Below are 13045 nucleotides of genomic sequence, written 5' to 3'. Positions count from 1 at the left end.
TGTTCGCTTTTCATTTGACTTTAAAAAAGCAGCCTGTTACACTGATAATGGTGTTGAAAAGCTTACATTGCTTTAGTAAGTCTTTGCGTTACAGCACTGCTACGCCCTTCCACTGCGAAACGGATCATTATCATTGGCGCACGTCTGACCGTTCCTCGCAAGGAAGTTTTCATGCTGTCTGGCTGTTTGCATTATATTCGCTGTTGATCAGTTGTTTTTTTGCAACGGACAGCTCAAATTCACGGTGTATAAAAACACCTACGGAGGAATGATTTCATGTCAACTGTAGTCGTTGTGGGAACGCAATGGGGAGACGAAGGCAAAGGTAAAATTACCGACTATCTTTCAGAGAGTGCTGATCTTGTTGCACGTTATCAAGGTGGTAACAACGCAGGTCACACCATCCTAATCAATGAGAAAAAATTCAAATTAACGATGATTCCTTCTGGAATATTTTACGAAGATAAAGCTTGTGTGATCGGTAACGGTATGGTTATTAATCCATCTGCATTGATCGAAGAAATTAAATATGTGCATGACAATGGGTTTACGACGAAGAACTTAACAATCAGCGATCGTGCTCACGTGATTATGCCTTACCATATGGTACTTGATATTTTGGAAGAAGATCGTAAAGGTCCTAACAAAATTGGTACAACTCGTAAAGGGATTGGCCCTTGTTATATGGATAAAACCGCTCGTTCGGGTATCCGTATTGCTGATTTGATGGATGCAGAAGAATTTGAAATTAAATTGCGTCATCAAGTGAAAGAAAAAAATCAAGTGATTACTCAAGTCTATGGCGGCGAGCCTGTAGAAGTCGAAGAAATCTTGAAAGATTACTTGGAATATGCAGAATTTTTACGTAAGTATGTACAAGATACATCTGTCGTATTGAATGATGCTATTGATGCTGGCAAACGTGTTCTTTTTGAAGGTGCACAAGGTGTGATGCTGGATATCGACCAAGGTACATATCCATTTGTTACTTCATCTAATCCTTCTGCTGGTGGAGTATGTATCGGTTCCGGTGTAGGTCCTTCCAAAATTCAACAAGTCATCGGTGTAGCGAAAGCATACACGACTCGTGTGGGTGATGGTCCGTTCCCTACAGAATTGAATGATGCAACAGGTGATACCATCCGTGAAAAAGGTCATGAATACGGTACAGTAACGGGTCGCCCGCGTCGTGTAGGTTGGTTCGATAGTGTGGTTGTTCGTCATGCTCGTCGTGTAAGTGGAATCACAGGATTGTCTTTGAACTCGTTGGATGTATTAACAGGTCTGGATACAGTGAAAATCTGTACAGGATATAAATACAAAGGTGAGTTTATTACCCACTATCCTGCAAGTCTTAAAATGCTTGCTGAATGTGAAGCAGTATATGAAGAAATGCCAGGTTGGAGCGAAGATATTACAGGCGTGAAGACATTGGACGAATTGCCAGAGTCTACACGTAACTATGTCAGTCGCGTATCTGAACTTACAGGTATTCCAATTGCTATTTTCTCAGTTGGACGTAACCGTGAGCAGACGAATCAAGTAGCACCGATTTATATCTAATATTGATTTAATCCTAGTAAGTCCTATAGATGAAGCATAAACTATAGCTATATTCAGAGAAGGCATCCGTGAGGGTGTCTTTTTTGCTGTTCTTTAATCTAGTTCATTTAGAAGTGAAATGTTAATGAAGAGTAAAGTTGAAAATTTTGTCGAGATTATGGTAAAGTAAACGGGGAGTAGAAAAGGTTAATTTTTTGACACTTTTAAATGACAAATTTTAATAATTAGCATATATCATACACATAATTAACTGAACTTCACTAATAAAGTATCTAACCATGAACAGGGATAAAGATAAAAGGAGACGGTCATGAAAGGGTTTAAAAGTAAACTGGGGATGGGGAACACGCCCGAGCAAGATCAGTCGCGTGATCCACAGTTAGAAGTGCAGAGTGAACAGCAATCTACCGATCAGCCAGAAACATCTTCACCATGGTATACGATCACAGTAGATTCGATTCGTCAGGGAAAACATAAAATGCGTCGTCGGCTGATGATCGCTGCTGGAAGTCTAGTGGTTGTCGGGGGGCTTATTTGGGCAGGTACACAGTATGTGACTGCGAATACAATTCCATATTATGTGGTGTCTGTTAAAGGACAAGCGATTGGAACGATTTTGCATCAGGAAGAATTACAGCAACTTTTTACTACAAAGCGTGCTGCGTATCAAAAGAAATATCCAAAAGCGACAATGGTACTGAACACTAATGGTATAACAACAACTGAAGAACGTGCATATAAAGCACAGGTTAATTCTGCAAATACACTCAAAACACTGGACGGTATGCTAACGGCATATGCTAAAAGTGTAGATGTCAATATAGATGGTAAAGTAATCGGTGTTGTCAAAGATCAAAAAGTGATTGATGCAGCACTAGAACAGGTCAAAAAGAAGTATACGAAAAAAGCAGTATCTGCTAAAGCATCTACCAAAACCTCAAAGAAAGCTTATCCTAAACAAGTCACAGGCCTAGAATCAGTAACATTGAAACAAAAAGTATCAACAACTGAAATCAAAGCCAATCCAAATAAATTGTTAAGCAGTACTCAGTTAGCGAAAGTGATGATGACTGGTGTAGAATCACCAACTACTTATGTAGTGCGTGAAGGTGATACGATTAGTTCTATTGCAGCAGATCATGATATTACACAAGAAGAGATTTTTGCGAATAATCCGAAAATCGACGAAATGGCGATGCAGATCGGTGATGAACTGATGTTAACTGTGCCGCAACCTCCAATTACTGTAACTACATTTGAAGACTATTCGGAGCAAATTGTGACAGAGCCAGCTGTAGAGATTCGCAAAAGCGAAACGATGCGTGAAGGGGAGTCCAAAGTTGTCTCTCAAGGTAGTAAAGGACTCAAACGAATCGATTATCGTGTGACCAAGCAAAATGGTCAAATGCTTCGCGAAGAATGGTTAGGTCAGGAAGTGACTAAGAAATCATCGCCTAAAGTGATTATCAAGGGTACTAAAGTGGTACAAGGCGAAGGTTCAGGTAATTTCATGTGGCCTGTATCCGGTGCGAGCGTGACCAGTCCGTATGGACAACGTTGGGGCAAAACGCATAAAGGGATCGATCTGGTAGGTAGTTCTTCTGTAATGGCAGCTGATGATGGCGTGGTCAGCTATGCAGGAACGATGACAGGTTATGGAAATGTCATTATTATTAATCATAACAATGGCTATGAGACGCTATATGGTCATTTGAGCCAGATTGATACAAGCACTGGAGCGATTGTCGAGAAAGGACAACATATCGGCGTCATGGGTAACACAGGACATTCAACAGGAACTCATTTACACTTTGAAGTGCATACAGGTGGGGTGATCCAGAATCCACTAGGATACTTACCATAAATCGAATAGAATGGATTCCATACAGCTTCTATATACTTTGAGTATAGAAGCTGTATTTTTATATCTATAGATTGAAATTGCCTGATACCAATGATGTCGTGGAGTAAAGGGATATGTTAAAATGAAAGCATAACAGGCAGGCATGGGGTGAATAATACAAATGCAGGGAAAAATTTTGGTTGTCGATGATGAACAACCGATCGCAGATATATTAAAATTCAATTTAGAAAAAGAAGGTTATGAAGTTATCTGTGCATTTGATGGAATAACGGCTGTTGAATTAGCATTTGCAGAAGAACCGGATTTGATTTTATTGGATCTGATGTTACCGGGAAAAGACGGCATGGATGTATGTCGGGAAATACGCACACGTATGCATATGCCTATTATTATGTTAACTGCTAAAGATGCTGAGATTGATAAAGTGCTCGGGTTAGAACTAGGTGCAGATGATTATGTCACTAAGCCGTTCAGCACACGCGAATTATTAGCACGAGTCAAAGCACAGATTCGTCGTCAGCAAAAATTAACAGCTGTACCAACTGCACCAGCTGCCAAAGAAGAAGAGAAAAAAGGGCTCCGTTTGATCGAGCTATTTATTGATACCGATATGTATATGGTGTATAAAGAAAATCAGCCACTTGATCTTACTCATCGTGAATACGAATTGGTGTATTATATGGCGAAAAATGCAGGGCGAGTGATGACTCGTGAACATTTACTGCAAGCGGTATGGGGATTTGAATATTTTGGCGATGTACGTACAGTCGATGTGACGATTCGTCGTTTACGTGAAAAGATTGAAGATGATCCTAGTAAGCCAGAGTATATTTTGACGCGTCGTGGTCTAGGTTATATGATGCGTAGTCCCAAATCAGGAGGACTGTAACGTGAAGCGCAGATTTCCATTGCTTCCAGGGTTCAGCCGTACGATTCAAGCACGGCTGATCATTATTTATGTATTGCTTATTTTGATCGCCATGCAGTTAATCGGCGTTTATTTTGTGAGCGCTATGAAAAATTCATTAACCAGTAATTTTACTCAGGATCTCCAAGAACGGGCAGAATTACTTTCTGTACTGGCTGCGGATAAATGGTCAGGTAGCGGAGAAGCAGGTTCCAATGCGATCAACGATCTGAAGTTGATGGTGGATAATTTGTACAATATGAGTGGAACAGAGATTCAAGAAATCCAAGTGCTGGATATCAGCGGACGAGTTGTAATTTCCTCTCTGGAATCAGGTACCGATCTGGAAGGTCGGCGTAATACACAGACGGTAGTCAGTCGTGCGCTACAAGGGATAAGCGATAACGAAGAGTATATTATTGATGAGACAGGAGAGCGCAAACGTGTTGTTGCCAAGCCCGTAATTAGTGGTGGCAAAACAGTAGGTGCTGTCTATATTGTTGCTTCCATGAAAGAATTATATAGCACGATGAAGCGGATCAATAGTATTTTCCTTTCCGGTATTCTGATTGCACTGGCTTTAACAGCTGTGTTAGGCGTGATTTTAGCGCATACGATTACACAACCGATCAAAGAAATGACCCGCCGAGCCAAAGAAGTAGCGGAAGGGAATTTTGATCATCAGATGACCGTCTATAGTGACGATGAGATTGGTCAGCTCAGTGAAGCTTTTAATTATATGACCAGTCGTCTGCGTGATGCCCTCGCACAGAATGAAGAAGAAAAAGATAAACTGGCTTCTATTCTAAAAAATATGAGCGATGGCGTTGTCGCTACAGATGAGCAAGGACGCGTGATTTTGATGAATCGTGTGGCTGGCACGATGATGAATGTCAGTGAAGAAGAGATTGTAGGCAAAGAATTAGCAGACCTTCTATATCTTCCTGAAAATGAACGTACCAAACTTTTACAGGGTACACTGCGACGCACCGTATTGAAGCTTGGTGAAGAACATGAAGGTAATTCTTCGATTGTACGAGTCACATTCAGTCCGATTCATCGGCGTAAAGAAAGTATTACGGGTATTATTGCTGTTTTACAAGATGTCACGGAGCAAGAAAAGCTTGAAGGAGCACGGCGTGAATTTGTCGCTAATGTATCGCATGAATTGCGTACACCACTGACAACGATTAAGAGCTACACAGAAGCACTGGAGGATGGTGCTTTAGAAGAACGAGCACTTGCAGAGCGATTTATTGGTGTAATCCAAAATGAAACTCAGCGTATGATTCGTCTGGTGACCGATTTGCTTCATTTATCACGCTTAGATTCAAGTGAAGCGATGTTACGCAAACAACGTACCGATGTACGAGAGTTATTAGAAGATACGATTGATCGCTTTTCTGTTCAAATGCAGCAAAAAGATATTAAATCGGCTACTGATCTGGATGCAGATGTAGGTAGTGTGTGGATTGATCGAGATCATATGGATCAAGTGCTCGATAATCTAGTCTCTAATTCGTTAAAATACACACCGGATGGTGGTAAAGTGACACTGGGTGCATACGGTACAGAAGATGGAATGGTCGCTATAACGGTAACCGATACAGGAATAGGTATTCCAAAACAAGACTTGAATCGGATATTTGAACGCTTTTATCGGGTAGACAAAGCACGTTCTCGTAATATGGGTGGAACTGGATTAGGACTTTCTATTGCCCGGGAAATGGTATTTGCTCATGAGGGGCATATTTCTCTAGAATCCGAGTTCGGACAATGGACCAAAGTCACAGTTACGCTACCTTTGCATGAAGAAGGAGATGGAGCACATTGAGAGAAAATATCAAATCCATCTTACTTGTAGGCTTGATTGTAGTTAGTCTGGTGCAAAGTTATTATTTGATTTACCGGATGCCTGGAGCTGATTCGGTGGCTAATTCGGAAGCCAGTTATGTACAGACAGAAGATATAGGCCCACGTACCAGTATAGAGAATACTATTTTTCCAGATCAGATGATTTTGCATCTTAAAAATAATAAGCATACGGTGTTCTATCCAGCCTCATCGAATTATAATGCGATTTATAGTCGTCTAAAAGGCAGTAATTTTAGTCAGTTTAGACGTCTATCGGTACAGACAGTGAATTGGAATGAAGTTCGTAACGATGCAGGACTGGAAATGACATTCAGTAGTGGTATTCCTGTCAGTCTGTTAGAACGAACGCTTGATATCAGCCCTGATTCACTATTTGAAGGGGATACCGTCAACCGAATCTGGATCTACAATACAGCCAATAGTACCAAGCCACGCGCTTTCTTTTTCAGTGCGAGTGGAGATGTGGTCTATGAAGCTACAGATCTGGATTGGACAAGCGCTGATATTCAGCAGATGACGTTAATGAATACAACAGCAACCAATTATCTGTATCAAACGAATGGTTATTATATTCCGCAGACAGCACTAGAGATTCAATCGCTAACCTTGAAGCTTGAAATGTACACAACCGAACAGATGCAACGCAATCTGTTTTTCGATCCAGGAGCTACACGTAATATTAATGAGGAAAATGGAACAGAAATCTATACCGATAGTAAGCGAAGTCTACAGGTCGATACCAAGCAGAAATGGATGACATATACCGATCCTACCGCTCCGACAACAGGTACCAATAATGTATCGGATAATGTGTTGTCTGCGATTGACTTTGTGAATCAACATGGCGGTTGGCCGGGCTCTTATATGTTGCTGATGGATAATAACTCAAGTAATGATAAAGAATTTATTTTCCGTCAGTATATTCAGGCTTATCCAATCGTCGATACTGAGAAATTAAAGTTCGGGTATATGAAGCTAGTGATGGAACATGGAACCGTATCTTCTTATGAACGCTCGATGTTGTATACAGGTATCAACAATCCGCCCCTCAATGAATCGAATATCTCACGGGCGAAAGTGATTGCGTTACCTGGAGGGAAAGTGTTGCAAAATATGATCAAAGCTCAGATTCCAGCGGATCAGACGATTCGTGATATCTATCCAGCGTATCGTCCAACACTTGGTAATGGAGTAGTCGTACTCAATCCAGTCTGGATGGTGAAGCTACAAGATGGTCAAAGTATTGTCCTAACGTCAAGCAATACGTCTATAAGTATGAAAAAATGAACATGATTTGGGAGGTCCACGATGGATTGGGGAAGAGCCAAAAGCGTACTGATCTGTGCTTTTTTATTGCTGAACGTTTTATTGGGATATCAGTTGTGGGTGGATGTACGTGATCAAGCCCAATCCAATCTGGACTTTACCTCATTAAGCGATAATGCGCAGCAAGCGATGGAAGACAAACATATTCAGGTGACTGCACAGATTCCAAGAGATACACCGATCTTGTCCAAAGTGATCTATCAATATACAGGGCAAGATGTTGTGCCAACACCCATTAAGCTCAAAAGTTCTGTAGATAGCCAATTGATCTTTAACGAAGATGAATTGCGCAATCAATTATCCAACGAAATTCCTGATATTGAAAATTATCGGTATGATCCATTAGTGAGCGAAGAAAGTATCTTTATGATGCATCCGCTCATTAATAGTGATCTTCCTCTATTTAATATGAATTTACAGTTGTATTATAGTAATCAGAAGATTACATCTTATATTGAGCCTCAATGGACGGTAAGTTCCAATCAAGACCAACCCAAGCAAGAAATTATATCGGCATCCAATGCATTGGGTACTTTAATCGAAAAAGAATTACCTGAAAGTTCGGTAGTGAAAGATATAGCGCTCGGCTTTTACGGGCAGACACTGGATACGACTCATCAGCTCGCTGTACCGGTATGGCGTGTTGCTCTGGATAGTGGAGCCTTTTATTATGTACAAGCAGTAAATGGAGAAGTGATTGTTCCTCCAGCGGCAGAAAATAAGGAGTAGAGTAGACACATGGGAATACAGTTTACAGTCTTATCAAGCGGATCAACAGGCAATGCGACCATTGTTCAAAATAAAGATGCAACGATATTAATCGATGCTGGATTAAGTGCACGCCGAATCGGTGAATTGTTACAAGAGCGTGATCTAACCGGTGAACAGATTCACGGGATTCTGATTACACATGAACATTCTGATCATATTAAAGGATTAGGCGCTGTCGCTCGTAAATATGAATTACCGATCTATGCCAATGAAAAAACATGGGGTGCGATGGAACGCTCGATCGGCAAATTATCACCTGAACAAAAACAGATTATGCAAACAGGCGATCATCTTACTTTTGGTTCGATGCGAATTGAATCGTTCGGTATCTCACATGACGCCGCAGAACCTGTCGGTTATTTTTTTACAGATGGAGATGAAAAGCTCAGTCTAGCTACCGATCTGGGATATGTTAGTGATAAAGTGATGCAAAGTATCTCTGGCTCAGATGTATTAGTACTTGAAGCGAATCATGATGTTGAAATGTTGCGTATGGGCAGATATCCGTGGAATACCAAACGACGTATTCTTAGCGATATCGGTCATTTATCCAACGATGCAGCAGGCGAAGCATTAAGTGAGCTGTTAACACGCAAAACCAAGCGGACGTATCTGGCTCACTTGAGTCGTGATCACAATATGATGGAACTGGCAAAGTTAACCGTACGTGATGCGATGGAAAGTAGAGGGTGCTTTTACAAAGATCATGAATTTAAGCTATGTGAAACGTATTATGATCGCCCAACGCCATGGGACACGATAAGCGATAAATAAATTTATGTTCACAAAATGGTTATTTTTGGTAAAATTGAAATCATATATTTGATCTGATTAGCATAGACAAGCGAAGGGGCGATCAGGATGAGCTTATTTGATGATGATTTCTACAATACCAAAGTATCACGACGATCCAAACGTAACATGTCTGTGCCCTTTTTATCGAGAAGAAAGCGTTCATTGACTCAACGTTCACGATCAGGATCTACTTTCAAAGTCATAGCAGTAAGTTCCATCAGCAGTGCTGTGACCGTAATGATTATTGTAAGCCTATTTGGATGGTATAGCAGCGATAGTTCATCATCTGTTGTAGCCAGTAGTATTGTACCGACCATGGCGCAATCAACAGACGGTAATCCCTATGAGCAGTTAATTCATGTCGCCAATGAAGTACGACCTGCGATGGTGAGTATTGTAAATTATCAGGATGAGTCGTCTACACTGAATGAGTCGGCACTGGGATCGGGCGTTATTTTCCGCAAAGAAGGTAGTAAAGCTTATATCGTCACTAACAATCATGTGATCCAAGATGCCGATCAAGTGAAAACTGTTCTTAGTGATGGCACCACATTAGCTGCCACTGTAGTCGGAACCGACTTTATCAGCGATATTGCGGTGTTATCGATTAGCAGTAAAAACATCGACAAAATCGCTCAATTAGGCAACTCGGATCAGCTTCAATTGGGTGAGACAGTGATGGCTATTGGCAATCCACTAGGATTTAATGGTACGATGACATCAGGTATTATCAGCTACAACAATCGCTTAATTCCAGTATCATTGAATCAAGATGGTACATATGATTGGGAACAAAATGTGATCCAGACTGATGCTGCAATCAATGAAGGCAATAGTGGTGGGGCATTGGTGAACTTGAACGGGCAAGTAATCGGTATCAACACGATGAAAATCTCGGATACAGGAGTCGAAGGACTTGGATTTGCGATTCCGATCAATGAAGTGATGAAAAATGTCGATCTATTGATTAAAAATGGCAAAATCAGTCGTCCCTATCTGGGTGTCTACACAACAGATTTTGATAATAAAAATGCCTATCGTTTATTCGATGAGCAAGAGAAAGACTATAAAAAGCCGGAGTTGCCGAAAGGCGTAACAGAAGGTATTATTGTGGTCGAAGCGAGTGGACCTGCCAAAGAAGCTGGTATTCTGGCAGATGATATTATTGTACAATTAGATCAAGAAAAAATGGCTTCAACACTTGATTTACGCAAGTATTTGTATAATCATAAGAAGGTCGGTGATTCGCTTGAGATCACCTATTATCGGGATGACGTGAAGAAGAGTGCTACACTTCAACTTCAGTCCAAGCCGGATTAACCACTTCACCTATATAGATATTGAACCAGTAAAGGAGCTTGACCCTATTGATGTATGTCGTATGTAAAGAACACATTGAAAAAGCATTGGAAGAATTCGTAGATGAATTGGAAGAAGCACCGGATGTTGTCGATCTAAAAGAGACCGAATTTTCGGACTGGGACCCGCCTGCAAAATGTAGTTATTGCGAACAACATGCTGAATTTTTAGTTGTCTGACCGATTAGGTAACAAGATCGCAACTACTATACAGTGACTTAAGCATTCATGAAATGACGTTGTAGATAGAGAAATCAAACGAATGTAATCATGAATTTATAACCAATAGGCATTCTAACCAGCACGTACAGATCATGAACGGATCAAAAGGGGCAGGAACCGTAAGCACGGTTCCTTATTTCCTTTTGCCCGAACAGAGTGTATGTGCTTTTTGATATGGTATGGTGATCAATACTTTGACGTTACTGTCATTATTTTTTAACTTTGCTGAGATTCTCTGCATAGTAGGCTTGTATATAATAAAAGAATAGAAAATGGGTAAATAAATGAGGAACATGTACAGAAAGGGTAGAAGAAATGAATAGGATCTGGGCACTTTTACATAAGGGGCGGTTCAGTCATGTCTAAGCCGCTTCAAGAACACCGTTACATGTCAGGACTGGATGGGTTACGTGCTTTTGCCGTTATGGCAGTGGTACTGTATCACCTCAATATAGATTGGGCACCGGGTGGGCTACTAGGTGTCGGTATATTTTTTGTATTATCCGGTTATCTTATTACAGATATTCTTGCAAGCCAGTGGGAACGTCATCAACGATTCGATCTGATCGACTTCTGGATGAGACGTGCTAGACGCTTATTGCCTGCGATGTTCGCTATGGTTATTCTAGTCGTCTTGTGGTGTCTGGTTGTAGACCATTCCCGTCTGCCTGCTCTAGTGGGAGACGTACCTGCCGCATTACTGTATGTGAGCAACTGGTGGTTTATTTTCCATAAAGTCTCGTATTTCGAAAGCTTCGGTCCAGCTTCACCGCTAGGTCATCTATGGTCGTTAGCTGTCGAAGAGCAATTCTATCTGATCTGGCCATTGCTACTTGCATTAGGGCTGAAATTCCTACCGAAGCGGATCAATCTAGCCGGTTGGATTCTGAGTCTAGCTGCAATCTCAGCATTGTTAATGGCTGTATTATACGAACCGGGTAGTGATCCAAGCCGTGTCTATTATGGAACAGATACACGCATCTTCGCTTTATTAATTGGAGCATCGCTTGCGATTGTATGGCCAAGTGCCAAGCTCAAAGCACGTGTCTCCAATCAAGCACGTACCGTATTAGATGTGGTCGGTGTCGGCACTCTATTCCTACTCGGCTGGATGATCTGGCATACGAATGAGTATCAGCCGTTCCTTTACCGTGGTGGAATGGTACTGATCGCAATCATCACAGCACTGCTTATCGCTGTACTGGCACATCCAGCAAGTCGCCTTGCGATTGTACTGGGTTGCAAGCCTTTACGTTGGTTAGGTAAAAGATCGTATGGACTGTATCTATGGCATTTTCCAGTCATTACACTCTCGACTTCACAGGTCAGTACAACAGAGCCTTCTATTATCAAAAGTATGATACAGGTCGGAGTAAGTCTGCTACTGGCAGAGTTATCGTGGAGATATGTAGAACAACCGATTCGTCATCAGGGATTCCGTAGTCTTCGCTTAAGATATCGGTTACAGCATATGACGTCTCGAGGATGGTTGCATGGCGCTGTGATTGTCGTCGTGTTCGTCTTAGCTTCAACAGCCATTAGTCATCTAATTACAACAGATAAAGAAGAGACAGCCGTAGCGCAGAATGCAGTCAATCAAGCCCAAGTGATTACACCTGCACCTAAAAATGTATCGTCTCACTCAGCAACAACAGATCCTACTCCTACCGAATCATCGAAGTCAGGCACGTCAACCGATCAGCCTACAGCAGATCCGGAAGCAACAACAGAGCATTCACCAGAAAGTAAACAACCAACCACCGAGACCAGTAAAACAGGTACCGAAGAGAAAAAATCAACGTCTACCCATCAAGAGCCTGCCAAAACGCCAGAAATCGATACCATTTCTGGTAAAGGTATTAGCGCAATCGGCGATTCTGTGATGTTAGATGTGGCTCCTTATCTCAGTGAAGCGATGCCGGGTATTGTGATCGACGGCAAAATTGGACGACAATTAACCGAAGCATCAGGCGTTGTTCAACAGCTTTCACGTAACGGACAATTGGGTCACAAAGTGATCTTGGAACTCGGAACCAATGGATCATTTACCAAAGAACAATTAGACGATCTTCTAGCTGATCTGAAAAGCGATAGTGTGAAGAAGATTATTGTAGTCAATACACGTGTTCCTCGCCCGTGGGAAAGTATGGTCAATCAAGCACTCAGCGATGCCGCCGCAGAAGATTCACGTATTACGATTATCGACTGGTATTCCGCAAGTGCTGGACAGGATTCTTACTTTGCTCCAGATGGTGTCCATTTGAATCCATCGGGTGCACGAGCGTATGCAGCATTGGTAGTCAAAGCATTAAAATAGTAATATGGGATATAAAGTAAATAAATCCATTATTATTTCAAAAAGGT

The 13045-nt window shown here is 41.5% G+C and carries 10 protein-coding genes; all 10 read left to right on the top strand.

The genetic code is table 11. From position 1 onward, the window contains the following. Positions 1-276 precede the first annotated feature (276 nt). The 10 genes from PaeCFBP13512_RS16990 (at position 277) to PaeCFBP13512_RS16945 (ending at position 12998) form a co-directional block, all read left to right on the top strand. Positions 277-1563: an adenylosuccinate synthase gene (locus tag PaeCFBP13512_RS16990; RefSeq protein WP_069326405.1), complete on the top strand. Its 1287-nt coding sequence runs from the start codon at positions 277-279 to the stop codon at positions 1561-1563. A gap of 310 nt (positions 1564-1873) precedes the next feature. Then, positions 1874-3427 carry a peptidoglycan DD-metalloendopeptidase family protein gene (locus PaeCFBP13512_RS16985; RefSeq protein ID WP_137224802.1) on the top strand — a complete coding sequence of 518 codons (1554 nt, stop codon included), beginning with the start codon at positions 1874-1876 and terminating at the stop codon, positions 3425-3427. Between the two features lie 160 nt (positions 3428-3587). Beyond that, positions 3588-4316 carry a response regulator YycF gene (gene yycF, locus PaeCFBP13512_RS16980; protein ID WP_137224800.1) on the top strand — a complete coding sequence of 243 codons (729 nt, stop codon included), beginning with the start codon at positions 3588-3590 and terminating at the stop codon, positions 4314-4316. Between the two features lies 1 nt (position 4317). Further along, positions 4318-6168, top strand: a complete 1851-nt coding sequence (gene walK, locus PaeCFBP13512_RS16975; protein WP_137224798.1) for a cell wall metabolism sensor histidine kinase WalK — start codon at positions 4318-4320, stop codon at positions 6166-6168. After that, positions 6165-7496, top strand: coding sequence for a YycH family regulatory protein (locus tag PaeCFBP13512_RS16970; protein ID WP_137224796.1), 1332 nt, complete (start codon positions 6165-6167; stop codon positions 7494-7496). Before walK ends, PaeCFBP13512_RS16970 begins: the two co-directional genes overlap by 4 nt. A 21-nt stretch (positions 7497-7517) precedes the next feature. Next, positions 7518-8264, top strand: coding sequence for a two-component system regulatory protein YycI (gene yycI, locus PaeCFBP13512_RS16965; RefSeq protein WP_069326409.1), 747 nt, complete (start codon positions 7518-7520; stop codon positions 8262-8264). A 9-nt stretch (positions 8265-8273) separates the two neighbouring features. Continuing rightward, entirely contained in the window at positions 8274-9080 is an 807-nt protein-coding gene (locus tag PaeCFBP13512_RS16960; RefSeq protein WP_069326410.1) for an MBL fold metallo-hydrolase, read from the top strand. 87 nt (positions 9081-9167) lie between these two features. Further along, positions 9168-10421: a S1C family serine protease gene (locus PaeCFBP13512_RS16955; protein WP_069326411.1), complete on the top strand. Its 1254-nt coding sequence runs from the start codon at positions 9168-9170 to the stop codon at positions 10419-10421. A gap of 50 nt (positions 10422-10471) precedes the next feature. Continuing rightward, on the top strand, positions 10472-10639 hold the full coding sequence (locus tag PaeCFBP13512_RS16950) for a CxxH/CxxC protein (RefSeq protein WP_069326412.1): 168 nt from the start codon (positions 10472-10474) through the stop codon (positions 10637-10639). Between the two features lie 400 nt (positions 10640-11039). Beyond that, on the top strand, positions 11040-12998 hold the full coding sequence (locus tag PaeCFBP13512_RS16945; protein ID WP_137224794.1) for an acyltransferase family protein: 1959 nt from the start codon (positions 11040-11042) through the stop codon (positions 12996-12998). Positions 12999-13045 lie beyond the last annotated feature (47 nt).

Source organism: Paenibacillus sp. CFBP13512, assembly GCF_005233705.1.
GTDB classification, from domain to species: Bacteria; Bacillota; Bacilli; order Paenibacillales; family Paenibacillaceae; genus Saccharibacillus; species Saccharibacillus nuruki.
Note: the sequence above shows the minus strand (reverse complement) of the source record. Positions and strands in the feature narration are given on the sequence as shown.

Coding starts and splice junctions, on each gene's coding strand:
- PaeCFBP13512_RS16990 (WP_069326405.1), top strand. CDS start 277: ATGTCAACTGTAGTCGTTGTGGGAACGCAATGGGGAGACGAAGGCAAA.
- PaeCFBP13512_RS16985 (WP_137224802.1), top strand. CDS start 1,874: ATGAAAGGGTTTAAAAGTAAACTGGGGATGGGGAACACGCCCGAGCAA.
- yycF (WP_137224800.1), top strand. CDS start 3,588: ATGCAGGGAAAAATTTTGGTTGTCGATGATGAACAACCGATCGCAGAT.
- yycI (WP_069326409.1), top strand. CDS start 7,518: ATGGATTGGGGAAGAGCCAAAAGCGTACTGATCTGTGCTTTTTTATTG.
- PaeCFBP13512_RS16960 (WP_069326410.1), top strand. CDS start 8,274: ATGGGAATACAGTTTACAGTCTTATCAAGCGGATCAACAGGCAATGCG.
- PaeCFBP13512_RS16955 (WP_069326411.1), top strand. CDS start 9,168: ATGAGCTTATTTGATGATGATTTCTACAATACCAAAGTATCACGACGA.
- PaeCFBP13512_RS16950 (WP_069326412.1), top strand. CDS start 10,472: ATGTATGTCGTATGTAAAGAACACATTGAAAAAGCATTGGAAGAATTC.
- PaeCFBP13512_RS16945 (WP_137224794.1), top strand. CDS start 11,040: ATGTCTAAGCCGCTTCAAGAACACCGTTACATGTCAGGACTGGATGGG.